Source organism: Leucobacter komagatae, from assembly GCF_000834055.1.
Lineage (GTDB): Bacteria > Actinomycetota > Actinomycetes > Actinomycetales > Microbacteriaceae > Leucobacter > Leucobacter komagatae_A.
Window position 1 is genome coordinate 254,805 of sequence record NZ_JXSQ01000001.1, and the last position, 26,411, is coordinate 281,215.

Here is a 26,411-nt window from a genome sequence, read left to right on the forward strand (position 1 = left end):
TTCTATGAACGATGAGCGCTCGGTGCTTCGAGCACGCGCATGCGCTGCACCCAGGAGCCGAACGGCCCGACGCTGAGCTCTTCCACTAACTCGCAGACGCCTGCTGTGACGAGCGCCGTCGGCAGGCCGCTGTGCTCGCTGTAGTCACGGACGAACACCTCGCCGGGGAGAGCGACGTAGCCGTCACTGAGCAGGCTCACGGTGAGGACCTCCTCCTCGCCCGACTCAGGATCGACGAGGCACAGCGCGGCCTGCGCGGCGTCGTAGTGGAGATCTCCGTCCAGTTCGATCTCGCTGAGCTTGAGCGACAGCGCTTCGCGATAGATCTTCCAGGTCATCACCTGCCCCCTTCTTCCTCGCGCCGGTACACGGCGTGCCCGAGCTGATTGAACCCGGCGAACGCGGCCGGCCCACCGAGCGCGAGCTCGGCGGCACGTAGCGCGAGCGCCGGAGCCGTGTGGAGCGGGACCATGACGGCGTCCCCGCGGTCGAAGACGAGCGACCTGGCCCTCACCTGTTCGGCGAGGCTGTAGCCCTGGGGCTTCACGGCCGTCTCCTCTCGTTATGGCTCAGCCCGAGCAGCCGGAGCGCCTCCTCGCCGTCTGCAACCAGCTGCGCTGTGCCCTGCTGCAGGAGCATGTGGCAGCCCGCACTCGCTGCGCTTGTGACCGGCCCCGGCACTGCGCCGACTCGCCTGCCGAGGCCGTGCGCCTGCTGCGCCACCTGCAGCGCGCCAGAGCGCGCTCCGGCTTCTGGAACAACCACTGCATCCGCGAGCGCAGCGATCACCCTGCCGCGCATGAGGAACCGCCAACGGGTCGGCGCTGTGCCCGGGAGCACTTCGCTGACGGTGAGCCCCGCCTCGGCGATCCGCTCGATGAGCTCCCGGTGGCCCGCGGGATAGGCTCTGTCCACGCCGCTCGCGAGCACCGCGACGGTCTTGCCGGCGGCCGCCAGTGCCGCACGGTGAGCCGCGCCGTCGACGCCGTAGGAGGCGCCAGCCAGCACGGTGACGCTGCGCTGCGCTGCGTGATCTGCGATCTCGCGGGTCACGTGCTCGCCGTAGCCGGTGCAGGCGCGGGCGCCGGTGATCGCAAGGCTCGGCTTCTGGAGCAACGCAACGTCGCCGCGAGCCCAGAGCATGAGGGGCTGAGCCGGTGCAAGCGGGTCTGCGCTTTCTTGGTCGCCGAGGCGCGCAGGCCAGAGCTCGTCGCCGGGCAGCAGAGCCGTGAGACCTGCGGCCAGTGCCTGCTCCAGCTCGCGCTGGGCCTGCGACATGTCGTGACGGGCGAGCCACTTCTCAGCGAGCGGCGCATATGACGCGTTCACGACGCGCTTCCTGATCTGCTCGTCGATGGACGCGAGACGGTCGAGCGCCTCTGCAGCCCCGAACGCGTTGATCAGCACCGCTGCCGCGCGGTCGCCGGGCTCGACGATGCGGCTCCAGGCGAAGCGCGCGAGGAGGTCTGCGTCTCTGGTGCTCATGATCTGTTCTCCTGACTGCCGGAGGCGCACATCTGTGCCGCCATATTTGTGATCTCGTCGGGGTCCTCGGCCGTCCGGCCGGGGTGCTGGGCGCGCCACTCGTCGACACCGAGCAGCACGTGGTCAGGGTCGTAGAGCGGGCTCTGCTGGATCTCGTCGAGGCTATGTAGCTGAGGGAAGTTTGTCCCGACGAAGCTCGCCCAGCCGTCTGAGCCGACGGCGAGGGCGTCGCGAACTGAGGCGCCGGCAGCGTGTAAGACATCAGCCAGCACGCCTGTGAGCGTGCCGTGCGGGCTCGACACGGGCTGCTTGGAGAGCTGAGCGTCAGTGTTGACTACAACGGCCACGGCGTCGCTTTTGAGGGCGATCTCGGCCACCTGGCGCAGCCAGTGCTCGATCTCGTCACCGGGGCGCTCTAGCTGTTCCAGCGGCGGCAGGTCGATGCGGGCTGCGCCGAGCGTGCGCTTGCCGTCGAACAGCACGACGAAGCAGCTCTCGGGCGCGGTCATGCCCGTGAGCCGGGGCAGCGCGGCGAGGAAATCAGCGCTGCTCGTGGCGCGGAGGACGGTGGGCTGTGCTTTCATGGTCGTGCTCCTTGAATCTTCTTGATGGTTCCTTGAACGAGGCGCCAGGCGTCGGCGTCGACGGCAGTACCCTGCTCGGCGAGCTCGACGAGAGTGTTGAGGCCCGCCAGGGTGTCCTCGTCAAGAACGAGGACTCTGTCTCCGTCGATCTCGACGGCTGTGTCATCGCAGTAGGCGCTGACGCTCAGCAGGTATCCCGGCGAGCCGTCGGCTGTGTTGTGGTCAGGGCGCTTGCCGACGATCGTGAACACAGTGGCGCTCTCGTCGTCGTCGAAGTCGACGTAGCCGTAGTGGTCGTTGTCCGTGAGGCGCCAAGGCTGGGGTTCCAGGCGGTCGCCGGTGTCGTATGGGGTGAGCGATGGGGTCAGTGAGGGGGTCATGATGTCTTCTTCTCTCCTCTTTGTGCGTCGCGGGCACGGCCGATCACCAGGAGCACCGCGCCGAATGCGGCGAACAGGACGGCGCGCCCGAAGAGGCTCGTACCGTCGGCGATTACGAGATCATTGAGGGCGAGGCCGATGGCGCTGCCCACGACGACGGTGACGCCGAGGATCGTGAGCGTGGACGGGGTGCGCTTTGAGGCGGTCATTTCGGGTCCCCTCGTGCTCATGCCTGAGCCTTGTCTGTGCTTTCCTCTGCGTTCTCCGTGCCGCGCGTGAACTCGCTGGTGCCCCAGAACAGGTCGTGTCCCATGCGCTCGGCGTTGATGGTGTGCTTCGCGATGGAGCCGCCCCGGTTCCAGAGCAGCACCTCCTTAGCGGTGCCGGTCACGAGCAGACGGTCGCCCGGCTTGATGCTCTGCGATGCGTTCACGGCGAGCTGCCGGAACGCGTTCACTGTGTAGTACACGGTGCGCTTCGCGCCGCGACGTGGCCCCTCCTGGACCGCCATCTCGAATGAGACGTAGGGCTGGCCCAGCTTCGTGGTGCCGTATTTGACCGTGTCCCCGACGACGCCGGACACGGTGATCTGCTTCTGTGCTTGCTTTTGCTCAGACATGGCTGTGCTCATTTCTGTTGTTCCGTGATGCCAACAGAGCCACAGCCCGCAGGGCTGCACCTCTCAAAGTTCTTCCCGGGACGGGCTATGCCCGGCCCCAACACTCGCTTCCTCGCTCGCGCAGGCGAGCGGAATAGAAGCAAGAACCCCGAGGCATCACGCCTCGGGGTTCTTGCTTTTCACGCAGTGTCCGCCATTGACAGCAGATAGCTCAGTGCGCGTAGAGTCGCAGGATGAGCGACGACGGTGTTGAAGTCCCCGACGACCTGGAGATCCGTGTCGGTGACGGCACGGGTAACGAGCAGTACCGCATGTGCCAGGAGTGCGGCCGCGACTGCGTGCCGGAGCCCTTCGACGCCGGTACGGGCGACGGCATTAGGGTGGCGTTCTCGTGCCCTGAGCACGGCCTGCACGCTGTGGTTGACCCGTTCGAGCACTTGCGTTAACGGGGACATGAAAAGCAAGAGCCGCCACGGTCGCCCGTGACGGCTCCAGGTGCGGTCTGTGCGCGTGGCACAGCCGCTATTGTCGTGCCTCAGCCGGAATCCAACCGGCCTCGTCTGCAGACTGTCCACTCGTCCTCGTGGGCGCACGCGCTCACTGCGAGGAATCGAACCTCGCGTCCCTTAGGGCGACTCAGAGCACCGAGCCACGACTCGCAGGAGAGTGCTCCCGCTCTATAGCGGAAGAGAACTCCTGTCACTCACTCACCCGGGCGCGGCTGTGCCGCGCCCCAGCGCCTGACGTCGTCAGGCGCATCATGACTTGTTCAGACCCGTCCGCCGCTCATCTGGCGGTCGTACGTGCTCAGCATGAGCTCGGCGACGTGGACGGCCTCCCGGACGACGTAGATCGCCGTCTCCTCGCGCAGCGCGGTCGGCAGCGTCCTTCCGTGGCCGGTGCCGTGGTCGTTGCGGAGATCGTTCACGGACTCGATGACCGTCTTGGCCGACTGGTAGATCGCCCTCACGGCCGTCGCTCCGGGGACCGAGTCGTCGACGACCTTGAACTCGAAGTTGAGGCGGTCGAACGACAGGTGGATGAGCATCGGCCACTTGGGGTTCTTGGGCAGCGGCATCCCGCTGCCCTCGATCACGAACTTCATGACCGCTTCGAGGAGTTCCTTGGCGAAGCCGAGCGCCGCGGCAGGATCGTCGATGTTCCTGCGCAGCCGTGCGAGCTGCTCGTCGAGTGCGGCGCGACCGCCAGTCTCCAGGTCGATCGCGCCGAGCCGCTCCAGTCGACCCTCCTCGGTGAGCGACCAGCCGACGTGAGCGAAAGCCGACCGGAGAGTCGCGATGTCAGCCGCGTTGTCGTCGTCGTTGAACGAGCCTTTGCGGCGAAGCGCGTCGAGGATGCCGTCTGCGAGCTTCTTCGCATTATCAGGCTTCTTCTCAGCCACCCGGCAGATCGTGATGACGCGCTGCTGCTTGCTCGGGCCCTGTACGTTCGGGTCGTACTTGTAGTCGTCGAAGGAGCCGAGGCCGGCGGCGCCGAACGCGCGTGAAAGCTCTCCGTGCGAGGGGCCGGCCCCGCCGAAGAAGAACTGCGCGAGCGCGGCGCCGGTCTCGCCGTTGATCGGGTTGTTGCTCATGCCTCACCATTCTGCCGCAACCTGGGAGACGCGAGTGCTCGCCCTGCCGAAGCGAGCAAGATGAGCAGTGGGCTCAGCCCCTGTACGTCGACTCCGGCCCGTACGCGCTCCACCCGCCCATGAACGGCTGCAGTGCTTTCTCCGTGGCTTTCGGCGGCTCCGGCAGGCGCAGCCGCTGCCGGAGCGGGTCGACGCGGTCGGCGTATTCGCGGGTCCACTGGGCCCATTCGAGGGCCTCGCGGCGCGCGTCGTCGTCAGGCTCGGCGAGGGCGCGCTGCTCGACAGCGTCGGCGTACTCGCGGATGTCGGCTGCCCTCTTCCACCTCTTCGCCTGCTCGGCGAGCTCCTTGGCCCGGTGGCTGTCCGTGAGCTCCTGCACGGCCTGCTCGCGGGCGATCTCCCACCTACGCTGGCGCTCGATGCGGGCGCGCTCCGCAGCCTCCCTGCTGCGCTCTTCGGCCTCGTGCCGGAGCTCCAGCTCCTGCAGCACCTGCGCGAGGGAGTCCTCAAGGGGGCGGTCGGCGGTGTCCTTCCACTCCGAGCCCCAGAAGCTGACGCCGTGGGTCTCGACGCGGATGCCCAGCCTCTCTGTCGGCACGACGTCCCACTTCTGGACCCAGTGACCCTGCTCGGCGCGCTTGGCCTCGGTCTTCGAAAGGACGTGCTCGAAGTTCTTGCTGATCTGGAAGAGGCTCAGCCGGTATTCATCGGGCCCGAGCACAAGCATGAGGTGCCCCTGATTCCGGTCGTACTTCTGCACGTAACCCCAGCGATCCTTCGGCGGAGGCTTGATGAACTTCGCCTTGTGGCCTCGCAGCTCCGCCTCGGCGACGAGCGCCTGCGCGAGGCGAAGGGCACGGTTCTTCTCACTGGCGCTGATCTCGAAGTCCTCCCGGTCGCGGAGATTCTTGACCACTTCGGAGGCCCCGCGAAGGGACGCCGGCACGGGCACCGGGTCGAGCACGCGCATGCGCCACTCGGGCAGCGGGTGCAGCCGCACGCAGGCGGTCCTCTCGCGCCAGTCGCTCTCAACCGTGACCTGCATGCCCTCCGGGACCTTCTTGAAGCGCTCGGCGGTCTTCGCGAGCTGCTCGTACCGGTGATGCTCGTCGTAGTCGATCTCGATCCGGTTGTCCGGGGCCGCGAGCAGCGCTGTCATCATTGCTGCGGTGGGGCCCTGCTTGCGGACTGCCGGCTTGCGGGGAGCCGGAGCAGGGGCCGAGTCGCGGCTGGGTCGTTCCGCCGGTGACGGGGCCTTCTCGTCTGCGGCGGGTCGCTCGCTGTCTTCTTGGGGCGGGTAGTCGCCATGATCGGCGTAGTAGGCGCCGTCTTCCGTGATGGACGCCTGCCATTGCTTGCCGTGCCCCTTCACCTCGACCAGGCCGCGGTTGTGCAGCGCGCGGGCGACGATCCGGTGCTCGTAGCCCTCGTACACCCCGTCCGGCGCGCCGTCCCGCACCCAGGTCAGGACTTCGAGCTGCGCGGTGTTGAGCGGGAGGCGAGGCATGCTGCCATTCTCCTCCTGGGTCAGGCTAGGGCCCAGGGAACTGCCGGAGGCGGAAGAAAAGGCGAAGGCCGCTCCCTGGAGTCCGAGTTCTTGGAGCGGCCTTCTGAAAAGGTAGTCGCAGTATGAGTCCCAACGACTGCCCCTCACGTTAGACGAGTCGATCTACATCGCGAAGCGACGGCCGGCACGGCGTGTCGCGCATCGTGCCGAGCGCCCAGAGGGGCCTCGGGTCGCAGCCACTCCGCTCCCGCTGCGTGGCCGCTGCGTCTCAGGGGGCCTCGGCTCCGCTCCCGCTGCGCCCCGGAGAGGCCGTCGAGGGGGTCTGCAACGCCTGGTGGCCCGCGGCTGCGCTCCCGCTGCGCCTCGGCCGGGCTGGGGAGGGAGAGCCCCTCGGGCATGAGGTTGCTCGGGCAGACGGGCTGCATTGGGCGTGCTGCCGGGCGGCTGCGTAACGCTGCTTCCGGCCGTGTAACGCTGGCCCCGCGGCTCGTGAGGTGTGCGTTTCTCCTCGTTTACCAGGGGTTTCTTCGTGCAGGGAGTCTGCTCGCCGGGGCGGGGAAGCCGGTTTTGTAACGCCGGGCCTCCTGGCGTTACAGCAGAGTTACAACAGAACCCGTCTCTGACCAGGGTTTTCTCTTGAGTGTAACGGTGTAACGCTCTTTCTGAGGAATTGGTATAGAGAAGAAGTAAAATATCAAGACCAACCACCATGCCATGTGTGTACTTACGTGCTCTGTATATAATAGGTTTCGCCTTTTCAGCGTTACAGCGTTACGCACCCCGTTCTGCCGCATGATTCCGCGGATCTCGCCGTTTCGCGGCCGTGACGCTACTATCCGGCCGCACCGCCGCTCGCGTGCTCCGACGCCCTGTTTTGCCGCATGATTCCGCGGTTTCTCGACGCGTCGGGAAGCGTAACGCTCGTTCCGTTACGCTCGGTGGCTTCCGCCCGCTCCGCCGAGCGCAGCCGCGGACGCCTTCCCGCTCACGCCGAGCACCTCCTGGAGGAGGGGAGCCCTCCCTGCCCGGCAGTAGCCGAGCATCTGCGAGCGGCAGGAACCACGCGCTGAACTGGGGTTTCCCCGCCGTTGCTCACATGCGCAAAAATGTCGTATTGTGCACCCGCAGAATACGGTCGTATCCGCGAACCGTCAGTGCCCCATAGGCTAATGCGCGGTCGATTGCTGTGGTTGCGTTCACCGGTAGACGCATGGCGTCGCTGCGGAGCCACTCTCCTGGCACCTCGCTGTTTAGTCGCCAGGGAGTCTCCGCGAGTCTGCGCTGCGCGCGTTCTCTGGCTGTGGCGACGCGCTCGCGTAGTTCGCTACTGGCTGGCGCTGAGCCTGAAACGGTGCCGCCCGCCACTACGCTGCTTACTCGCCGCAACGTGAGCCGCAGGTCAATGCGGTCGGTGAGCGGGCCTGAGAGTCGCCCCAAATATCTGATGCGGGTGTTCGGGCTGCACGTGCACGACAGCGCTGTTTCAGGGGAGCCGGCGTTTCCGCACGGGCAGGGGTTTGCCGCGAGCACCAGCTGGAGTTTCGCTGGCAAACTCGCGTGCAGTCTGGCGCGCGAGATGGTGATGGTCCCGGACTCCAGTGGTTCGCGAAGATCGTCGAGGACCGCGCGACCAAACTCAGGTGCCTCGTCCATGAAGAGCACCCCGTGACTCGCTCTCGATATCGACCCTGGCCGGATGCCGCGTGAGTCCCCGCTCCCAACTATCGCCGCTGACGAGGCCGTGTGATGAGGGCTCTCGAACGGCGGCCTCGTGACCAGCGTGTGGAGCGCTGAGCCGCTGAGCGAGGCGATGCTACTCGCGATGAGCGACTCGTGAGTAGACAGGTCTGGCAGGATCGTCGGAAGCCGCGTCGCGAGCAGCGTCTTGCCCGAGCCCGGCGGGCCAACGAGCGAAATATGGTGCCTACCCGCAGCTGCAATGACCATCGCCTCAACGGCTTCTGGCTGCCCAATAACGTCGGCCATGTCGAAACGCTCGGTTGCCGTGGTTGCAGTGGTTGCCGCTGGTGCCGATGTCGCGCGCTGTTGAGGCGAGCTTGGAGCCTCAGACCAGTCGCCCTCTGTTCCGCTGTGCCAGGCGGCGGCCCCGCCAAGCGTGCCAGCTTCAACCACTGTGATTCCCGGGACGAGGCGTGCCTCGTCGCCTGCGACTTTTGGCACCATAACCCGAGAAAAACCGAGCTCCTTCGCTGCGATCACGGCGCTCAGGAGCCCAGCTGGCCTGCGCAAACCGCCGTCGAGTCCGAGCTCGCCAATGTGGGCCGTAGTGGTGAGCCTGTCGGTGGGGAGTCGACGAGAGGCTGCAAGTGCCGCAAGTGCGATCGCGAGGTCGAACCCCGACCCCTGCTTGGGGAGTGAAGCTGGCGCTAGATTCACGATTACGAACCGATCAGACAGCGGTAGGCCAGCCTGCGCTGAGGCCGTTCGGACGCGCTGCTTCGCCTCCGCTAGCGCGGCGTCGGGAAGACCGATAATCGCCATTCCAGGCAACTGTTGAGCGACAGCGGCCTCAACCATGACGGTGGTGCCCTCAAGCCCGGTGAGGGCAACCGCTGCGGCACGACATACCCCGACGCTCATGCGATCGCCCGCAGATGCTCGACGTGTGGTTCCGCTGCTCCTGGAAGTAACAGGACGCCAACCGCGTCAACACGCAGCCCCCGCCCGCGGTTGCCCGTTGTGCCGGCCCACTCAAGAAGTAGTCTTCGTAATCGAGCGGCTTTTCGCGCAGTGATCGCTTCGAGCGGCGAACCGAAGCCTGTGCCTGAGCGCGTTTTGACCTCAATCGCAACACAGGTTTCGCCGTCGCGCATGATGAGATCGAGTTCGCCATACGTGCAACGCCAGTTGCGCTCGATGAGTATCAGCCCGCGAGCGATGAGATAGTCGGCCGCGATGCGCTCGCCGCGAGCACCGAGCGACTGGTTATGACTGGTCGGAGCCTGGTGGGGCGCTCGCGCCTCATTCGGCTGGTGAGTGGGTATGTGCATGTGCGTATCCTCCTCACACGAGTGTTATTTAAGGAACGCCGGTGGTGTGCTGAGAATTCGCAGATGTGGAGAAATCGGCGCTTTTGAGAAGCGGGGGAGGTCTGTGGACAAAAGGTGCGGGCGCTTCACCTGGAATAAAGTGCCCGCACCGAGGGATGCCTAGTCGGTGGGGTTGGAGGCTGCAAAGCCGCACTCCCTCCGCATCATCCGCGTTATGCTCCGCCTAGGTACGCCTCACGCACCTGAGCGGAGGTCAGCAACTCCATGCCGGATCCCTCCAGCACAACCGTGCCCTCAGCGAGCACGTAACCGTGGTCGGACAACGCAAGAGCTTGTTGCATATTCTGTTCTGCGAGCAGCACTGTAACGCCCTCGGCAGTAACTCGCTTGATTGTTTCAAAGACCTCTTCGACGACAATCGGGGCGAGACCAAGGGAAGGCTCATCGAGGATAAGCAGCGATGGTTTCGAGATGAGTGCTCGCCCGAGTGCAACCATTTGCTGCTCACCGCCAGACATTGTGCCGGCGAGCTGCTTCCGCCTCGCGCCCAGCACGGGGAACAAGTCGTACACGAACTGGATGTCCCCACCGGAGCGCTGCCTTGCGGCTGGATGGTGCGCGCCTAGCATCAAGTTGTCTTGCACCGTGAGGTCCTTGAAGAGTCGGCGCCCTTCGGGGACGAGTGCGATTCCAAGCGCAGGTCTCTCGGTAGCTGGTGTGGCTGAGATGTTTTCGCCGAGGAATTCTACAGTTCCAGCCGTGATGGGCTGCATTCCCATCAACGCCTTTACCAGCGTGGACTTTCCGGCACCGTTCGAGCCTATGAGCGAGACCGTCTGGCCTTGCTCTATGGACAGCGACACACCGCGCAACGCTGCGGCTTCCCCGTACTGTACGACGAGATCGTTTACCTTAAGCATGAGCGCCACCTCCGAGGTAGGCCTCGATGACCAGCCCATTCGAGAGCACCTCTTGCGGTGTGCCCTCGGCGAGGTTCTGGCCTCGATTGAGTACATACATATAGTCGGCGAGAGCGGACACCGCCTTCACATTGTGCTCGATGTACACGACAGAGATTCCGTCGGACCGCAGGCTGGAGATGAGCTCCATCCCCTCAGCGGCCTCTGACGGGTTGAGGCCGCCAAGTACCTCGTCGAGCAAGATCAGTTTGGGATCGAGCGCGAGAGCCCGTGCGATCTCAAGGAACTTACGTTCGTGGAGAGTGAGTGCACTCACCTGAGAGGACTGGTGCTTACTGATTCCAACTCTGTCAAGTACCGTCGCAGCGCGCTCCATGGCGAGTGGCTTTGAGAGCGCTTCGCTTCCAAACATTGCAGCGATCGCGACGTTTTCGGCGACCGAGAATGAGTTCAGTGGACGGGGGATTTGGAACGTTCTCGAGATCCCCGCGTGTGCCCTAGTGTGCGGTTTGCTGCGAGTAATGTCGCTGCCAGCAAAAGTGACACTGCCAGAAGTGACCGCGAGCGATCCGGCAATGCAGCTGAGCAGCGTGGTCTTGCCAGAACCATTTGGGCCGACAAGGCCAACAATCTGTCCCTCTCGCACCGTGAAATCGACGCCCCCAAGAGCGACGATTCCTCCGAAACGTTTCGTGATTCCAGTGCATTCGAGCAAGACGCTCATGAGGTCACCTCTTTCGCGTGGGATCGGTTTCTGAGTCTCTCTATGAAGCCAGAGATCCCGTTGGGCATCACAATGATCACGGCGATCAGCGCCACCCCAACGACAATCTGTGCGATGTCAGCTGATCCGAGCCCGAGCAGTGCCTCGCGAAGTACCACGACGACGATTGCGCCGATGACTGCACCCCACCACTGGCCGATACCTCCGAGGATGACCATCATGAGTACGAACAGGGGGATGTTGAGCGCGAAGACGGAGGAGACCTCGATGTACCCAAGGAACACAGCCTGTGGTGCTCCGATGAGGCCTGCGAGCGTACCGCTCGCGGCGAAAGCAAGTACCTTGTGGCGGTAAGTTGCGACCCCGAGCGATTCTGCGACGTTCTCGTCCTCACGGATCGCCTGAAGCGCGGCACCCCAGCGTGTCTTCCAGGCGAGTACAGCGACAACCGCAGTGAGCCCGGCTAGCAGGGCGGCGACGATGTAGAGGTTTGTTGTGTTTGCCCCAATCCACTTGTCGCCGACGAGTTCGCGGACGAACACACCTGACCCGCCATCGAGCCATGGAACGTTCGAAACGACCGTCATCACGATGAAAGCAAGGGCGAGCGTGATGAGGCCAAAGAGGTCTCCAGCGAAGCGTGCTGAGGAGAACACCGCGAGGCCAACGAGAAGCGCGAGCACGCCGCCAGTCAAACCAGCGATGAGCAGGGCAATACCGAATGGCAAATCGGTGAAGCGGAAAATCGCTGCGGTGGCGTACGTTCCAAGGCCGAAGAACACTCCGTGGCCGAAACTCGCATAGCCAGAGTTACCGGAAAAGAGCGACCAACTCATCGCGAGGATGATCCAGGTGAGCAGTTGGAACGCGAAGGTAGCGACGTAGTTGTTGGGGAACGCGAATGCGAGCAGCAGCAGCACGACGGTGCTCGCGATAACGAGCAGCAGCTGACGCCGCGTGGAAAGATCAAACAGCTTGTTCACGGTTCCTCCTAAGTTCTAAGCGCTCGCGTGTGATCCTCACGATGGGTTGCAGCGCAAGATAAATGAACAGCAAACCGAAAGCGACGGCGGGTGACCACTGCGGTGGGAACCAGAGTGACCACGCATTCTGCACCATCATGAGAATGATCGCTGCGATGAGAGCGCCAAGCGGACGACCGAGTCCGCCGAGGAGTGTGGCGACGATCACGACCCCGATCCAGTTCATGGCTAGACCGGGAGTGAGTGGCATTCGGACGACTACGACCATGCCTGCGACTGCGGCGGTGGCCGCTGCAAGCCCTGACACGATGAGCGTAATAGGGAGGATCCGCACTCCGAGCACCTCTGCGATCTGCGCGTCCTGACGCATCGCCTGCAGTGCCCTGCCCCACCTGGTGTGTTTAAGCATCCACCATGTCGCAAGTACCAAGACCAACGCGAGTGCGAGAGCCATCACGTCTACCGGGAGAACTGAAAGACTCTTGTCGCCGATAGGGATGCGGATCGCTGACGTGAACGTTCCATCGAGCCACTTACGCATGCTCAGCAAATCCGGACTCCAAATCACGGACATGACGCTCTCTGCGACGATAAAGAGCGCGAATGTGAGCAGGAGCGACGTAAAGGCCGATGCCTTGATCGTGAAAAACAGCCATTGTGTGAGTACACCGATCAGGAACATGGCTGGAACGGTGATGAGCAGCGTCATGAACGGGTTCATGAGGAGCCCGGTGACGAGGGTATACGTGAGGTATCCGCTAAACAGCGTGAGCGAAAGGTGGAAGAAGTCTGGCACGCCAAGGTGCCCCCACTTCATCGTGAGACCGAGCGCTATGAGCCCAAAGAGGCAACCGAGTAGGGCTCCGTTTAACAGAGTCTGTAGTAGCGCAAGTGTGGCTCCAGACATCAACTCTCCAATTCAATCGTGAGTCCGGGGGCGGGCGCGTCGCTGCGCCCGCCCCCGGAACGTGTCTTAGTTGAGCCGGATCTCAGCGCCGGCAAATTCCTCTGGGGATACGAGGACACGCTTTCCGTCCTGTACCTGTGCGACACGGTTCAGATCCGAGCCGTAACCGTTGTAGCCGTCAAACTTCACCGGCCCCGCGAGGGTCTCTACCTCGTTAGACCCGAGCCACTCGATGATCTTCGCGTTGTCCGGGCCTACTTCGGCGACCGCCGTGAGCAAAATCTGCCACATTCCGAAGCCCGCGGCAGCCTGCGTCTCGATCACGGGCACCAGGTTCTCTGCCTTCGCGATATCGAGGTAGGCGGAAGTGAAGTAGCGAGCAATATCAGTGTCGTTCAGGGGTGCGTTGTCCTCGTAGATTGAAGAGACGAGGATCCCCTCTGCGGATTCGCCAAGACTGTCGAGGGCAGCTGGGCCCGACAGCGAGGCGAAGAGGTTGCGCGGGGTGTATCCGAGTGAGTCAAACGCGAGCTGGAAATTCGAGATATCCATTCCGACGGCGCCGATCCACACGATGTCAGCGTCTGCCGCGAGCATACGAGTCACGATGGAGGTGAAATCCGTTGTGCCCATGTCGTACTCGACACTGTCGACGACTTCGATGCCCGCCGCTTCAAACGCTGGCTTCTGCGCCTCAGAGAAACTGAGCGTTGTCGGGAATTTCTGCGTTGCCATGAACGCGGTCTTAGGCGCATTGTCTGCCTTCGCGAGCGTCTCAGCGAGGTCTTCGGCGGCTAGCTTCCACATGCCATCGGTAGCGCCACCACCAATCTGCCACGAGGGAAAATGGTTGTCCCCGATAAGTGATTCCGGTACGCCATTGGTCGCAGTTGGGTATGCATATCCGGCGGCCGAGACTGGGCCGGCGCCTGCGAGCGCTGCTGCGCCGGCGTATGGCCCGACAACGAGATCGACGCCTTCGGAGAGAAGACGCTCGTAGTTGCTCGTGACCTGTGCTGGGGTCGACTGATCATCGAGAACTTTGTACTCAATTGGGCGGCCGTCGATGCCGCCGCACTCGTTTACCCAGTCGACCATGAGATTGCCAACAGCGTCATGCACGGCACCGGTTCCACCGAGTGGTCCTGTAAGCGACATTGATCCGCCGATAACGATGGGCTCGCCCGTAGGCTCAGCGCCTTCTTCACAGTCCATGTTGGCGATGGGGGCTACGAGCCCCGCTGCAGCCGTTGCCTCTTCAGCTGCCGGGCCAGCGTTGGGGTCGGTGACGCCTCCGCATGCGGTCAGGCTGCACACTGCTGTGACCGTAATCGCGAGCAGGACGGCCTGCTTGAATGGTGAATTCTTCATTGAATTGCTCCTTGTGGTGGGTCCGGGAGACCCGGTTCAGTTATTCAGAAAAGACTGCAACGACGCGGCTCCAGCCGGCAGATCCGCCCTCAACTTTCACCGGGAAGCACACGATCTCGAAACCCGTCGACGGGATTGATTCGAGGTTGTGCAGCTTCTCGATGTGGCAGTACCCGATTTCGCGGCCAGCGCGGTGACCTTCCCAGATGATCGAAGCGTCACCATCGCGGGAGTATCGATCTGCCGTGAATATGAAGGGCGCGTCCCAACTCCAAGCGTCGGTACCGGTGACGCGCACACCCTGCTTGAGGAGATGCAGCGTCGCATCGCGGCCAACGCCGCAGCCCTTGGCAAGGTAATCGTCGTGGCCGAAGCGTTCTCCTGCGCTCGTATTTACGACGACGATGTCGAGCGGCTCGAGGGCGTGTCCGATGCGTTCCAGCTCCTCGTCGATGTCGTGTGGCTGGACGACATAGCCGTCTGCAAAGTGGCGGAAGTCGAGCTTGACGCCGCGCTGGAAGCACCAGTCGAGAGGCACCTCATCGATGGTCATTGCGCGCTTACCGCGGTCCATCGTTGAAGCGAAGTGGTAGGGAGCATCGAGGTGCGTGCCTGCGTGCGTAGAGAGCTGCACTCGCTCAATTGCCCACCCCTCGCCGTCTGGCAGATCCGCTGGCGTTGCTCCGGGGAAAAACGCGAGGATCTCTTCTTGCGTTTGGGAGTGATCAAAGTAGTCGATCACTGGCACGTGGCCGGGCGGATCGGAAGCGATTCCATTCTTGAGTGGAACAGAAAGATCAACGATTCGACGCATATATTGAGCCCCTTTGACCAAATAGCGAGACTGTACGGCTGTACAGTAATGGATTGATACTACGATGAAAAGAATTCGGTGTCAAAGAGCTCCTTTGCGAAAACCGAACGGCTTGAGGAAGCTCAATGGGTGCAGAAAAAATCAGTAGGCGCGTGCGAATACTGCGCACGGCCGAGCGCATGTTTGCGCAGCACGGCTTTGATTCGGTTGGGATGCGAGAGATCGCCTCGAAGGCCGAAGTGTCCGTCGCGTTGCTCACCTACCACTTCGCAACGAAGGAGAATCTCTATCGTGAGATCTTCCTTGACCGCTCCGAGGTGCTGAGCGAGCGGCTTGCGCTCTTGAAGACGGTTGAGTTTGGCAGGGAAGACACCATCGCTCAGATTGTCGCCGCATTCGTGGAGCCTCAAATGGAGTTGCGTACAACTCCGGAAGGTCTCGCGTTTGCACAGTTGCTCGCTCGGGAGGCGACCGACCCCTCATCGAATAGCCGAGGCATCATTGCCGAGCTGTACGACCCGTTTGCGCTCGCCTTCATTGAAGCGCTACAGCGGGCACGGCCCGACCTGTCGCCAGATACTGTTCGTTGGAACTATCTTTTTGCGGTGAGCGCGATCAGCATGATCTCGGTTGATGATCGCGCCCTGAGGCTCGGAGTGAGCGCCTCACTCACGGTTGCCGACACCGCGGGAATTCTTAAAGAATTCCTGGTTTCGGCGTTCAGCAAGTAGTCCAGCGCGCTACGAATGCGCGCGCGCCGGCCAGCGAGCGCGCACCCGGGCTGACTATCTCGTGAGCTTGAGGAGTGTGCGCGTCTCGTCAACGGTGGCGAGATCGAGATCGAGTCCCCGCACGAGTCCCACTGCGCGTTCGACTAGGGGGTCGTTCCCTGGCGCGGGGCGTCCCTTACCGAGATGGAGTGTGTCCTCCATTCCCGCTCGAGCATTCCCGCCGAGCGCGAGGCCGATTGCGGTGAGGTTCAGATTGGAGCGCCCGATAGCGATTACCTGCCAGATGCAGTCCTCTGGGAGGCGGCTCGCCATCATGATGAGGTTCTCCGGGGTCGCTGCCATGCCTCCAGGGACGCCCATGACGATACTGAACTGCAGTAGGTCAGGGAGAATTCCCTCGTCCCGCATGCGGAGGCATTCGTCAAGGTGCCCTGTGTCGTAGATTTCGAGCTCGGGTTTGACGCCAAGATCCACCATGCGGCGAACGAGGTCACGCACTTTCGTGGGCGGGTTGAGGAACTCTCCGCCCCCGAACGTCATTGAACACGGGTTAAGGGTTGCCATCGCCGGCTGGAGCTCAACGAGCGCGGCCCGGTCCTCGTAAGAGACACCGAGGCCGACACCGGTTGAGAGCTGGATCAGTATTGGGCAGGCATCTTCGATGCGAGCAACTACGTCCCTCGCAATGTTCAAGTCTGCCGTTGGCCGCTCTTGTTCATCGCGCAGGTGAATGTGTGCGACGCTCGCGCCGAGATCATAAGCGCGGCTGACAGCCGCTGCGATTTCTGCTGGTGTGGTTGGGAGGTTTGGGTTGTCTTTCTTGGTTGCGATAGGTCCGGTCGGGGCAACGGTGACGACGACGCTCATGGTTCCTTCTTTCAAACAAGGTCTCAATTTCGAAAACTGTGCGACTGTACAGTTATTCGCCCCCAGGCTACGGTCGAGCACTGAGCTTGTCAACGGTCGGCTCGAAGCTCCGGCGGAGCTGCGTGCGTAGAGTGGCGACGACAGGGAAGGCGACCCAGCGTGTCTCACGGCGCCAACGCGGCGATCCCTAAACGTGCCACGCGCAGGCCTCGACAGTGGTAGACTTTCCAATTGCGCCTCGCAAGAGGTGACTTCGCGTGCCCATTCACCGGAGTTTTGCCGTTGGTCCCCGCAAGGGGTGGTGAAACCCGTGGGCACCAGGATCAGGTCGCATCCGCGGCCGAATTAACCAAACAATCGCGCGTTCGCGCGCGAGAACAGGAGACGGCAATGGCCGTTGTAACCATGCGCCAGCTGCTCGACAGCGGCGTACACTTTGGTCACCAGACCCGCCGCTGGAACCCGAAGATGAAGCGCTTCATCTTCACCGAGCGTTCGGGCATCTACATCATCGACCTGCAGCAGTCGCTGACCTACATTGACTCGGCTTACGAGTTCGTGAAGAACACGGTTGCTCGTGGCGGCACGATCCTCTTCGTCGGCACGAAGAAGCAGGCGCAGGAAGCGATTGCTGAGCAGTCGACCCGCGTGAACCAGCCCTACGTGAACCAGCGCTGGCTCGGTGGCCTCCTCACGAACTTCCAGACCGTTACCGGTCGCCTGGAGCGCATGAAGGAGCTCGAGCAGCTCGACTTCGAGGGTGGAACCACTGGCTTCACCAAGAAGGAGCTCCTCCTCAAGAAGCGCGAGCTCGACAAGCTGCAGAAGACCCTTGGTGGTATCCGCAACATGACCAAGACGCCTTCGGCGCTCTGGATCGTTGACACCAAGAAGGAGCACCTCGCGATCGACGAGGCGAAGAAGCTGGGTATCCCCGTTATCGCCATCCTCGACACGAACTGCGACCCGGACGACGTCACTTACCCGATCCCGGGCAACGATGACGCAATCCGCTCGGTTGCGCTGCTCACTCGCGTGATCGCTGACGCAGCCGCTGAGGGCCTCATGGAGCGCCACCAGAAGCCTGCTGAGGGCGATGCAGCTGCTGAGCCACTCGCAGAGTGGGAAGTTGCCCTGCTGAACACCGACGCTGCTGAGGCACCCGCTGCTGAGGCAACCGAGGCGCCTGCTGCTGAGGCACCCGCTGCCGAGGCTACCGAGGCACCTGCTGCTGAGTCGACCGAAGCTCCTGCTGCTGACGCAGCAGAGGCTCCTGCAGCCGAGTAATCACCCCTCATAGACATTGGCCGGCGCCGCACCACAAGTGCGGCGCTGGCCCAAACCCCAAGGAGACACACATGGCTGCAGTAAGCATGGCCGCTGTGAAGGAGCTGCGCGAGCGTCTTGGCGCCGGCATGGTCGACAGCAAGAACGCACTCGTTGAAGCCGAGGGCGACATCGAGAAGGCAATCGAGATCCTTCGTCTCAAGGGCCTCAAGGGCGTCGCAAAGCGCGGCGACCGTGAGGCGAGCGAAGGCCTCGTTGCTGCGAAGCAGAGCGAAGGCGCTGCAACAATGATCGAGCTCGTGTGCGAGACCGACTTCGTCGCGAAGAACGAAAAGTTCCTCGCGCTCTCGGAGCAGGTTCTTGACGCGATCGTCGCAGCTGGCGCGAAGAACGCTGAGGAAGCCCTCGCGGCTCCCGCAGGCGACAAGACCGTCGAAGCACTCATCACCGATGAGGCAGCGATCATTGGCGAGCGCATCGTGCTCCGCCGCGTTGAGCGCATCGAGGCTCCGGGCACCGCGATCTACCTCCACCGCACCTCGAAGGACCTCCCCCCGCAGATCGGCGTTGTCGTCGGCTACGAGGGTGCAGACGACAAGGCCGCGCTGAGCATCGCCCAGCACGTCTCCTTCGCTGAGCCTGTCTACGTGACTCGCGACGAGGTCCCCGCGGCCGACGTCGACAAGGAGCGCGACATCGTCACCGAGATCTCGAAGAACGAGGGCAAGCCTGAGGCTGCGCTCCCGAAGATCATTGAGGGTCGCCTCAACGCGTTCTTCAAGCAGGTCGTTCTCAACGAGCAGGTGCACGCACTCGACGCTGACAAGCGCGACGTTGCAAAGGTTGCTGAGGCAGCTGGCATCAAGGTAACCGGCTTCACCCGCTGCAAGGTGGGCGCCTAACACCGCAGCACACAACCCGGGTCAATGCGACCCGGGTTTTGTGCTGCGTGGGCGGTAGGCTGTGGAACTGATGCAGCCTAGCGCCAGCAGGATCCGGGCCTAGGCCCGGGGGAGTGCCGGGATGCCGGCGAAGACTTTAAGAAGGAGACGCATGTCCGACCAGAGCAATCGTAAGCGCAGGGTACTGCTCAAACTGTCGGGTGAGGCATTCGGAGGGGGAACCCTCGGAGTCAACCCGGACGTCGTCAGCCAAATCGCCCGCGAAATCGCGGCGTCGATGGATGATGCAGAGGTAGCCATTGTTGTCGGTGGCGGAAACTTCTTCCGAGGCGCGGAGCTCTCACAGCGCGGTATGGACCGCGGTCGTGCGGACTACATGGGCATGCTTGGCACCGTCATGAACGCCCTCGCGCTCCAGGACTTCCTCGAGCAAGCAGGCGTCGAGACACGCGTGCAGTCCGCGATCACGATGACGCAGGTTGCGGAGACCTACATCCCGCTTCGCGCGATCAGGCACCTCGAGAAGGGTCGGGTCGTCATCTTTGGTGCCGGGGCCGGCCTCCCGTACTTCTCGACAGACACCGTTTCCGCGCAGCGCGCGCTTGAGATCTACGCCGACGAGGTTCTCGTGGCGAAGAATGGCGTCGATGGCGTCTACACCGCCGATCCCGCGAAGGATCCGAGCGCAACGCTCATCGACGATATTACGTACAACGAGGCGCTCGTGAAGGGGCTGAAGGTCGTTGACTCGACAGCGTTCAGCCTGTGCATGGACAATGGCATGCCGATGCGCGTATTTGGCATGGAACCGGCGGGCAATGTCACCGCAGCTCTCCGTGGCGAGAAGCTCGGGACCCTCGTACACCGCTAAACTCGAAGTATTGCAGAAAGCCGATGTCGCCCCGGCCGGGGTGGCAGGGAGTCGTGGAGGAGACGCAGCGTGATCGAAGAAGTCTTTGCAGACGCGAAGGAACGAATGACCAAGGCGGTTGAAGCCGCGAAGGAGTCGTTCGCGACGGTGCGCACCGGGCGTGCAAACCCCGCGCTCCTCCAGAACCTCATGGTCGACTACTACGGAACGCCAACGCCGCTGCCACAGCTCGCGTCGGTAGCGAACCAGGATGCTCGTAGCCTCATCATCACCCCCTACGACAAGGGCGCGATGAAGGCTATTGAGCAGGCCATCCGCGACATGCACAACCTCGGCGCAAACCCGACGAACGACGGCAACGTCATTCGGGTGACGCTGCCTGAGCTGACGCAGGAGCGACGCAAGGAGTTCGTGAAGATCGTGAAGTCGCGCGCGGAAGACGCTCGAGTCGCCGTCCGCAACGTCCGCCGCAGCGCGAAGGACGATCTCGACGCACTCAAGAGCGAGGTCGGCGAGGACGATGTCGCTCGCGCTGAGAAGGAGCTTGAGGCGCTCACGAAGCAGTTCACCGATCAGGTGGACGATGCTTTCAAGCGTAAAGAAGCAGAGCTCCTGGAAGTCTGATTCGTATGTCGGGGGGAGGGCGTCGCGAGGAGATTCGAGCACATCTCGATTCGACGCGCGCGCAGCTCGAAGCTACAAACGCGCGGATCGAGAAGAAGGCAGGCCGCAACCTGTTTCTCGCGATTGGTGTCGGGTTGCTGCTGGCTGCCGTGTTCGTTGGGAGCCTGCTCTTCCTTGAGAGCCTCTTCGCGGTCTTCGTTGCGCTGCTCGTCGGCGTAGCCGCTGTCGAGTTGGCAACGGCGTTCCGCGTCGCCGGAAGGCGTGTGCCGCGGATCGGCGTCGCCGTCAGTGCGCTGAGCATGGTGGCCGCAGCCTACTTCTACGGTGCGGAAGGGCTGCTGCTCAGCCTCTTCGCTGCAGCGGCCCTGCTCACGATCTGGCGCGTCATCGAGGGCCTCATCGCCCGCACTGATGTCGAGCCGAAAACGCTGATCAGGGACATCTTCTCTGGCCTGTTTGCGCTCGTATATGTGCCGTTTCTCGGAAGCTTCGCGATTCTCCTCCGCTCCGCACCCGACGGGGAGTGGTGGGTGTTTGCACTCGTGCTGGTCGCTGTCTCGGTCGATATCGGCGCGTACGCGGCGGGAGTCACCCTCGGCCGCCACAAGATGACGCCGCGCATCAGCCCGAACAAAACCTGGGAGGGATTTGCCGGTGCTGCCGTCGCGGCAATGGTTGCCGGCGTCCTGATCACCATCACGGCACTCGACCAGCCGTGGTGGATCGGCGTGATTCTCGGAGCGCTCGTGCTGCTCACCGCAACCGGCGGGGACCTCACGGAGTCGCTCATCAAACGTGATCTCAACGTGAAAGACATGAGCAACTGGATCCCCGGACACGGTGGACTGCTCGACCGACTCGATTCACTGCTGCCCTCCACTGTCGTCGTGTACGGGCTGGCGCTGATCCTGGGAGTACTATCGTGAGCGATACCGCAGACACGCAGAGCCCGTTTCCCCTCACCAGTGGGCGTGAACGCGGCTACAAGCCTGAGCAGGTCGATCTGTTCCTCGATCAGGCACGCGCAGCATACGAGGAGGGTGGGCCGCAGGCGCTCACCGCGGACGACGTTCGTAATCTTGCCTTCAAGATGCAGCGCAAGGGGTACTCGCCGAGGCACGTTGACGCGGCGCTCGACCGGCTCGAGGACGTGTTTTTCGAACGCGAGCGCAGGGCAATTGTGCGCGAGCACGGTGAGGATGAGTGGTGGCGTGAGGCGCGCGGGCTGCTTTCTGACGTTCGCGGCAGGATCGGTCGGCCCCGCGGAAAGCGCTTCAATCGTCGCGGCATGTTTGCGCTTGGCTACCGTCGTTCGCAGGTCGATGCGTTCCTCGACCGGATCGGCGCCATGTTTGCAAACCGCGAGATTTCCGTCACGCCAGGTGAGGTTCGGGAGATCGTGTTCCATCCGGAATGGCGCGGCTACGACGAAGCCCAGGTCGATGCGCTGCTCGATGCCCTCGTAGACATCATCCTGTCAACGCGCTGACCGGCTTTCCGTTCCCCCTTGGCTTCCCAGACCCCCTGAGATAAGATCGTTATATTGTGAGTACTCAGACAACACGCCCCACCCGTCCATGGACCCGCCTGCGAGCCCCTCTAGCGGTCTCGGCAGTCGCTGTGCTCCTCGGTGGCGCTGCAGTTGCACCGATGACGCTGACAGATGCAAACGCTGATGTCGTGCCGGCCGCAGTGAATGAGCGACTCTTCCAGGAATTCGTGCCGAACATCGACCCGGCGGATGATTTCGTCCTCCCTGAGGTCCCGATCGAGAAGCTCCCCGACCCGAAGCCGGCACCCAAGCCGACAGAGGGAAACAAGGGGGATTCGGCAGATACAACCCCTGATGCGCTCGAAACGCCCGAAGCACCGGCTGCACCGCCGCGCTACGAGGGCGGTGGATCGCCAGCCGAGTGGATGGCGGCCGCTGGCATCGCGGAGAGCGACTGGGGATACGTAGACTTCATCGCGCAGAAGGAGAGTGGCTGGAACCCGAACGCCACGAACCCGTCTTCTGGCGCGTGCGGCCTGATCCAGGCGCTCCCGTGCAGCAAGGTGCCGGGCAGCGGATACGATCCTGTCGACAATCTCCGCTGGGCCAACGGCTACGCGACCGACCGCTACGGAAGCTGGTCGGGCGCATACAGCTTCTGGACCGCCAACCACTGGTGGTAGACCGTGGCGAAGGGCCGCGGACCTAGCAAGTACCAGCGGGCTGCAAACAGCCCGCAGCGTGACGTCACGCGCCTCGCTTACGGCGGGGCCCGCAAGGAATCCCATCGTGGCGGGGAGTGGTTCGTCAGAGACATTCCGGCGCACCGCGCCGAGAAGGCATACCGCTGCCCGGAGTGCGGCGCCGACGTTCCTGTCGGGCAGGCCCATGTCGTTGCATGGCCTGCAGACCACCTCTTTGGCGACGAAGCAGCGGTGCGAGACCGGAGGCACTTCCACGCGCACTGCTGGCGAGGCGTGTAGCGAGTTGTCTGCCGGGCGGCGCGTATCCGCCCCTCTCGGTGTCAGCCAGACCCGGTCACTGGTCTGCGGCACCGTCGGTGCTATAACCGAGCCCGCACGCAGCGGAGTGCTCGGCGTCCGGCGCGCGTAGAGCTAGAAGAGCGTCGGGGGAGCCTGCTGGGGGCGTGCGCCCTCTACGGGGACCTCTGGGGAGGGCGCAGCGCCTGCGAGGCCAGGGCCACAGTCGGGTGCTGTTCCGCGTTGGAACGCCTCGGCGGCGGCGCGCGCCCGATCGTCAGCGGCTTCGTTGAGCGGGTGGCCTGCGTGTCCCTTGACCCACTCAAACTTCACCTCGCGACCGGCAAGCGCGACATCCAGTGCTTCGAGCAGTTCCCGGTTGAGCACGGGCTTGCCGTCCGCCTTGCGCCAGCCGCGGCGCTTCCAGCCCGGCATCCACTGCGTCACCGAGTTGATCACATACTGGCTATCGCAGAGAACGTGCAACGGCTCATCTACGTCAGCCGTTGCGTGCAAAAGGTCGAGCACAGCCATCAACTCACCCTGATTGTTCGTCGCCCGCGGCCAACCGCCGGCGCGCCACCGGGTATCGTCAATGACCCAAGCCCAACCCGCCGGGCCTGGATTGCCAAGTGCCGAACCGTCTGCTGCAGCCGTAAGAGTCATACCCAATATCTTGCCAGGCTCACCGAGGCACGGAGACCAGGTGTGTCGCCGTGCTAGCTGCCTTGCCCCTGATCGCCCGAAGTCTCGTCGCCGCGCCCAACTGGTCGCTCTACGAAGTTCTCGGCGACACTGTTCATCTTCTGCGCATTTCCGAGGACCTCACCGAGGCTCTCGAAGTAGCGTGCGACCGCACCCCGCTCGACCTTCAGCTGTGTCATACGATCCTCCGCAGCCGCGAGCACCTTCGTCGCGCGGTCCTCAGCGTCAACCCAGGTGGTCTGGGCGCGCTGTTCGGCCTCAACGATGATTTCGCCGGCCTGCCGTTCGGCTGCGGCGCGAACCTGCGCCGCATCCTGCTGCGCCTCCGCGAGCAGACGCTGGTGCTCCTCGCGTGCGTCGCTGAGCTGACTGCGGAGCGTGATGAGTTCGCGCCGTGCGGTGTCGAGCTGTTCCGCGGTGGTCTCCGTTGCTTCGCGCTGTCGTGTCGCGAGTTCTGACTCGAGCTCCTCACGCTGCGCCGCGAGGCTCAGAGCGGTCTCACGTGTCTCTGCATCGAGCTGTTCACGCTGTGTGCGCAGCGCATCCTCGATGTCGGCCCGTCGGTTCGCAAGGTCTGCGGTCTCCGTAGCACGCAGCTCGGCAAGCTCTGCGATCGTGTCCGCTCGCAGCAGCGAGGTTTCCTCAAGTACGGAGGCACGCTGTGCTGCGACCTCACGTGCGATGGCTGCCTCTGCCTCTTCTCGCTCGACGCGCAGTGTCTCTGCGTGCTGCTCTGCCGCCGCGGCAAGCTCGCGCTGCTGTTCTTCACGCGTGCGGCGAAGCTCAGCGTCAAGCGACTGCCGCTCCCTGTCGATCCGCATGCCGAGCGATTCGCGCTCAATGGCGAGCTTCTCAGCGGAGTCGTCGCGGTTGATCCGCAGCTTCTCCTCGAACGCGGCTGTTTCGTCCGCGAGCCGCTGCTCGTGTGCTGCGAGCTGCGCGGCGAGGCGCTCCTGCTGCACCGTCACCTCGTCGGAGAGTGCGGCCTCGTGCGCTGCGCGTTCGGCAGCGGCGACACGCTCGTGCTCGGCGCGGAGAGCGGCAAGTTCTTCGTCGAGCGAGCTCCGCGACGCGGCGAGGAGCTCCTGGTGCTCGAGCTGCTCGGCTTCGACGCGGCCGCGATGCTGCTCCCATTCGGCGATGAGGCGGTCCTGATGTGAGCCGAGCTCGTTCTGGATCCGCTCTTCGTGAGCGCTCCGCTCGGCGCGGATCCTTGCCTCGTGAGACTCACGCTCCTCAGCGATGCTCGCCTGATGTTGCGCGAGTTCGGAGGCGAGCTGTGCGTCCTGCTCCTGCCGCTCATTGGCGATCTTGGCCTCGTGGCCGGCGCGCTCCCTGTCGATCAGTTCGTCGTGATCTGCGCGCTCCTGTGCGAGCTGCTCGTCGTGATCTGCGCGCTCCTGTGCGAGCTGCTCGTCGTGCTCCGCTCGCTCCTGCTCGATCCGCTCAGTGTGATCTGCGCGCTCTTGTGCGAGCTGCCCAGTGTGCGCTTCGAGCTCTGAGGCGAGTCGGGTGGTGTGCTCGCTGAGCTCGGAGGAGAGGCGAGTGTCGTGCGCGAGCCGCTCTGCGCTGAGCCGCTCGGCGTGCTCAGTGCTTTCCTGCTCGATGCGCTGCTCGTGCGCCGCCGCCTCACTGGCGATCCGTTCCTCGTGCGCTGCACGGGCCTCGGTGAGCTCGCTTTCGTGCTGCTCGAGCTCGCGCGCGAGCTGGGTGTCGTGCTCCATGCGCTCCCGAGCGATGCGCTCCTCGTGGGTGGTGCGCTCCTGCTCGATGTGCGCTTCGTGTGCTGCGCGCTCGCGGGTCAGCTGCTGGTCGAATTCGCCGCGCTCATGGGTGAGCTGCTCGGCAAACTGTGCCCCCTCGCGTTCGCGCTCGCGCTCAGCCTGCGATGACAGGGTGACGATCTCTGCGTTCTGGGCTTCGAGGTCGCGCGCAATGCGCTTCGCGAGCTCGTCGCGCTCCTGCGCGACGCGGGCGTCATGTTGCTCGCGCTCGCTCGTGATGGCGCGTTCATGCTGCTCGCGTTCCTCGCGGATCGCTGCGTCATGCTCGAGACGCTCCTGTGCGATGCGCTCTCTGAGGGTCTCGATTTCCGTGGTGAGCGCGCGCCGCTGCGCATCGACATCTGCGGTGAGCTTGCGCTCAAGCTCGGTGTAGTGCTCTTCGAGCGATGCCTCGTCTGCTTGCCGCTTCGCTTCGAACTCGGCGCGGCTGCGCTCGGTCTCGTGCTCAAGGCGCGCGCGTTCGGCTGCAGCCTCCCGCTCGTGCTCGTCCTTCTGCCGGGCGAAGCTCGTCGCCGCAACTTCGGTCTCGGTGCGCAACTGCGCAGCGGCTTCGGTCGCGGCGTTCACGAGCCGTTCGGCGTCGGCCTCTGCTTGGGCCACGCGCGCCCTGGCGTCGCGATCGGAGCTCTCGAGCAGGCTGTCTGCCTGGAGCTGCGCTGCGGACAGCGTCTGCTCGGCCGCGGTCTTCGCCTCGCTGAGGAGCCGTTCGCGCTCGGTGTTGAGCTCGTGACCCTGCTTCGCGGCGTCGCTGCGCGCGCTTTGGATCATGACCTCTGCCTGCTCGTTTGCAGAGCTCAGGAGTTCGTCGGCGCGGGCTTGCGCCTGAGCGAGAAGGCGCGTGCTCTCGGCCTCGCTCGACTTGCGGATCTTGTCGGCGTCGAGGTCGGCTTGCGCCATGAGGCCTTGAGCGTGCTGCTCGGCGTACTGCAGGCTTTTCTCGACACGGAGGCCCAGCCCTGAGTAGCCGGAAGCTCCGAGCTCCGCGACCTGCGCCTGCAGATCGGCGATGAGCTGGCGCTGCTCCTGCTCGGAGTAGACCGATTGCTGGTGGGCTGCTTGCAGTGACTCAAGGTGGGACTGCAGCGTGCTGATGTGGCCGCTGAGCGCGCGAACCCGCTCGTCGACCTCCTCGCGCTTGTAGCCGCGGAACGCAGGAGTAAACTGCTGTGCTGAGTCGGTCACGGACCCTCCGATGAGATGATCTGGCGCGCGTCGGTGGCGACGGCAGCGCCCGGCTGTAAGCGGAACAATCCCATGATACTCGTACGA

General features: G+C 63.8%; 29 protein-coding genes. 9 read left to right on the top strand and 20 right to left on the bottom strand.

All coding sequences use genetic code 11. From position 1 onward, the window contains the following. Nucleotides 1-2: 2 nt before the first annotated feature. The 7 genes from SD72_RS01145 to SD72_RS16720 are packed head-to-tail and all read right to left on the bottom strand — an operon-like array spanning nt 3 to nt 3,068. Nucleotides 3-338: a hypothetical protein gene (locus SD72_RS01145; protein WP_042542568.1), complete on the bottom strand. Its 336-nt coding sequence runs from the start codon at nt 336-338 to the stop codon at nt 3-5. Continuing rightward, nucleotides 338-547: a hypothetical protein gene (locus SD72_RS01150; protein WP_042542569.1), complete on the bottom strand. Its 210-nt coding sequence runs from the start codon at nt 545-547 to the stop codon at nt 338-340. The genes SD72_RS01145 and SD72_RS01150 overlap by 1 nt, the downstream gene beginning before the upstream one ends. Further along, nucleotides 544-1,485: a DNA-processing protein DprA gene (dprA, locus tag SD72_RS01155; protein ID WP_052492370.1), complete on the bottom strand. Its 942-nt coding sequence runs from the start codon at nt 1,483-1,485 to the stop codon at nt 544-546. Before dprA ends, SD72_RS01150 begins: the two co-directional genes overlap by 4 nt. Continuing rightward, nucleotides 1,482-2,069, bottom strand: coding sequence for a DUF4192 family protein (locus SD72_RS01160; protein ID WP_042542570.1), 588 nt, complete (start codon nt 2,067-2,069; stop codon nt 1,482-1,484). The genes dprA and SD72_RS01160 overlap by 4 nt, the downstream gene beginning before the upstream one ends. Continuing rightward, on the bottom strand, nt 2,066-2,449 hold the full coding sequence (locus tag SD72_RS01165; RefSeq protein WP_042542571.1) for a hypothetical protein: 384 nt from the start codon (nt 2,447-2,449) through the stop codon (nt 2,066-2,068). Before SD72_RS01165 ends, SD72_RS01160 begins: the two co-directional genes overlap by 4 nt. Next, nucleotides 2,446-2,679, bottom strand: a complete 234-nt coding sequence (locus SD72_RS01170; protein WP_157000399.1) for a hypothetical protein — start codon at nt 2,677-2,679, stop codon at nt 2,446-2,448. Before SD72_RS01170 ends, SD72_RS01165 begins: the two co-directional genes overlap by 4 nt. Continuing rightward, nucleotides 2,676-3,068 carry a single-stranded DNA-binding protein gene (locus tag SD72_RS16720; protein WP_052492371.1) on the bottom strand — a complete coding sequence of 131 codons (393 nt, stop codon included), beginning with the start codon at nt 3,066-3,068 and terminating at the stop codon, nt 2,676-2,678. Before SD72_RS16720 ends, SD72_RS01170 begins: the two co-directional genes overlap by 4 nt. A gap of 233 nt (nt 3,069-3,301) precedes the next feature. On the opposite strand from SD72_RS16720, the gene SD72_RS01180 reads away from it, so the two are divergent. After that, entirely contained in the window at nt 3,302-3,514 is a 213-nt protein-coding gene (locus tag SD72_RS01180) for a hypothetical protein (protein ID WP_042542573.1), read from the top strand. Nucleotides 3,515-3,837: 323 nt separating this feature from the next. Here the strand turns inward: SD72_RS01180 and SD72_RS01185 are convergent, their stop codons facing one another. The 10 genes from SD72_RS01185 to SD72_RS01230 all read right to left on the bottom strand — a co-directional run bounded on the left by SD72_RS01185 (nt 3,838) and on the right by SD72_RS01230 (nt 14,899). Further along, on the bottom strand, nt 3,838-4,662 hold the full coding sequence (locus SD72_RS01185; protein WP_042542574.1) for an abortive infection family protein: 825 nt from the start codon (nt 4,660-4,662) through the stop codon (nt 3,838-3,840). Nucleotides 4,663-4,735: 73 nt separating this feature from the next. Continuing rightward, the gene (locus SD72_RS01190; RefSeq protein WP_042542575.1) at nt 4,736-6,169 is read right to left on the bottom strand and encodes a hypothetical protein; all 1,434 of its coding nucleotides are present in this window, start codon (nt 6,167-6,169) and stop codon (nt 4,736-4,738) included. A gap of 1,092 nt (nt 6,170-7,261) precedes the next feature. Then, nucleotides 7,262-8,770: a YifB family Mg chelatase-like AAA ATPase gene (locus SD72_RS01195; RefSeq protein ID WP_042542576.1), complete on the bottom strand. Its 1,509-nt coding sequence runs from the start codon at nt 8,768-8,770 to the stop codon at nt 7,262-7,264. Beyond that, nucleotides 8,767-9,180, bottom strand: a complete 414-nt coding sequence (locus SD72_RS01200; protein WP_042542577.1) for a YraN family protein — start codon at nt 9,178-9,180, stop codon at nt 8,767-8,769. The genes SD72_RS01195 and SD72_RS01200 overlap by 4 nt, the downstream gene beginning before the upstream one ends. Before the next feature lie 212 nt (nt 9,181-9,392). Further along, nucleotides 9,393-10,100 carry an ABC transporter ATP-binding protein gene (locus tag SD72_RS01205; protein WP_084766675.1) on the bottom strand — a complete coding sequence of 236 codons (708 nt, stop codon included), beginning with the start codon at nt 10,098-10,100 and terminating at the stop codon, nt 9,393-9,395. Beyond that, nucleotides 10,093-10,824, bottom strand: coding sequence for an ABC transporter ATP-binding protein (locus tag SD72_RS01210; RefSeq protein ID WP_052492372.1), 732 nt, complete (start codon nt 10,822-10,824; stop codon nt 10,093-10,095). Before SD72_RS01210 ends, SD72_RS01205 begins: the two co-directional genes overlap by 8 nt. After that, nucleotides 10,821-11,807, bottom strand: coding sequence for a branched-chain amino acid ABC transporter permease (locus tag SD72_RS01215; RefSeq protein ID WP_042542579.1), 987 nt, complete (start codon nt 11,805-11,807; stop codon nt 10,821-10,823). The genes SD72_RS01210 and SD72_RS01215 overlap by 4 nt, the downstream gene beginning before the upstream one ends. After that, entirely contained in the window at nt 11,791-12,714 is a 924-nt protein-coding gene (locus tag SD72_RS01220) for a branched-chain amino acid ABC transporter permease (protein ID WP_084766659.1), read from the bottom strand. The genes SD72_RS01215 and SD72_RS01220 overlap by 17 nt, the downstream gene beginning before the upstream one ends. A 66-nt stretch (nt 12,715-12,780) precedes the next feature. Beyond that, complete coding sequence (locus SD72_RS01225; RefSeq protein ID WP_042542581.1) at nt 12,781-14,085, bottom strand: ABC transporter substrate-binding protein; 1,305 nt, start codon at nt 14,083-14,085, stop codon at nt 12,781-12,783. Between the two features lie 40 nt (nt 14,086-14,125). Beyond that, the gene (locus SD72_RS01230; protein WP_042542582.1) at nt 14,126-14,899 is read right to left on the bottom strand and encodes a cyclase family protein; all 774 of its coding nucleotides are present in this window, start codon (nt 14,897-14,899) and stop codon (nt 14,126-14,128) included. Between the two features lie 125 nt (nt 14,900-15,024). Between SD72_RS01230 and SD72_RS01235 the strand changes: the two genes are divergently transcribed. Continuing rightward, nucleotides 15,025-15,630 carry a TetR/AcrR family transcriptional regulator gene (locus tag SD72_RS01235; RefSeq protein WP_042542583.1) on the top strand — a complete coding sequence of 202 codons (606 nt, stop codon included), beginning with the start codon at nt 15,025-15,027 and terminating at the stop codon, nt 15,628-15,630. A gap of 54 nt (nt 15,631-15,684) precedes the next feature. On the opposite strand, the gene SD72_RS01240 is transcribed toward SD72_RS01235, so the two are convergent. Continuing rightward, complete coding sequence (locus SD72_RS01240; RefSeq protein WP_042542584.1) at nt 15,685-16,497, bottom strand: 3-keto-5-aminohexanoate cleavage protein; 813 nt, start codon at nt 16,495-16,497, stop codon at nt 15,685-15,687. 390 nt (nt 16,498-16,887) lie between these two features. On the opposite strand from SD72_RS01240, the gene rpsB reads away from it, so the two are divergent. The 7 genes from rpsB (at nt 16,888) to SD72_RS01275 (ending at nt 22,356) form a co-directional block, all read left to right on the top strand. Further along, nucleotides 16,888-17,784, top strand: a complete 897-nt coding sequence (rpsB, locus tag SD72_RS01245) for a 30S ribosomal protein S2 (RefSeq protein WP_042542585.1) — start codon at nt 16,888-16,890, stop codon at nt 17,782-17,784. A gap of 71 nt (nt 17,785-17,855) precedes the next feature. After that, nucleotides 17,856-18,686: a translation elongation factor Ts gene (gene tsf, locus SD72_RS01250; protein WP_042542586.1), complete on the top strand. Its 831-nt coding sequence runs from the start codon at nt 17,856-17,858 to the stop codon at nt 18,684-18,686. A 151-nt stretch (nt 18,687-18,837) separates the two neighbouring features. Further along, complete coding sequence (gene pyrH, locus SD72_RS01255; protein ID WP_042542587.1) at nt 18,838-19,557, top strand: UMP kinase; 720 nt, start codon at nt 18,838-18,840, stop codon at nt 19,555-19,557. A 69-nt stretch (nt 19,558-19,626) separates the two neighbouring features. Further along, a complete protein-coding gene (gene frr, locus SD72_RS01260) occupies nt 19,627-20,181 on the top strand; it encodes a ribosome recycling factor (RefSeq protein ID WP_042542588.1) in 555 nt (184 codons plus the stop codon). A gap of 5 nt (nt 20,182-20,186) precedes the next feature. After that, nucleotides 20,187-21,107 carry a phosphatidate cytidylyltransferase gene (locus SD72_RS01265; protein ID WP_042542589.1) on the top strand — a complete coding sequence of 307 codons (921 nt, stop codon included), beginning with the start codon at nt 20,187-20,189 and terminating at the stop codon, nt 21,105-21,107. Beyond that, nucleotides 21,104-21,670, top strand: coding sequence for a DivIVA domain-containing protein (locus tag SD72_RS01270; RefSeq protein ID WP_042542590.1), 567 nt, complete (start codon nt 21,104-21,106; stop codon nt 21,668-21,670). Before SD72_RS01265 ends, SD72_RS01270 begins: the two co-directional genes overlap by 4 nt. A 161-nt stretch (nt 21,671-21,831) precedes the next feature. Further along, complete coding sequence (locus tag SD72_RS01275; protein WP_084766676.1) at nt 21,832-22,356, top strand: transglycosylase SLT domain-containing protein; 525 nt, start codon at nt 21,832-21,834, stop codon at nt 22,354-22,356. A 432-nt stretch (nt 22,357-22,788) separates the two neighbouring features. Here SD72_RS01275 and SD72_RS01280 read toward each other — a convergent pair whose 3' ends face one another. Continuing rightward, the gene (locus tag SD72_RS01280) at nt 22,789-23,319 is read right to left on the bottom strand and encodes a ribonuclease H family protein (protein WP_042542592.1); all 531 of its coding nucleotides are present in this window, start codon (nt 23,317-23,319) and stop codon (nt 22,789-22,791) included. A 53-nt stretch (nt 23,320-23,372) separates the two neighbouring features. Next, complete coding sequence (locus SD72_RS01285) at nt 23,373-26,324, bottom strand: hypothetical protein (protein WP_042542593.1); 2,952 nt, start codon at nt 26,322-26,324, stop codon at nt 23,373-23,375. Nucleotides 26,325-26,411: the final 87 nt, after the last annotated feature.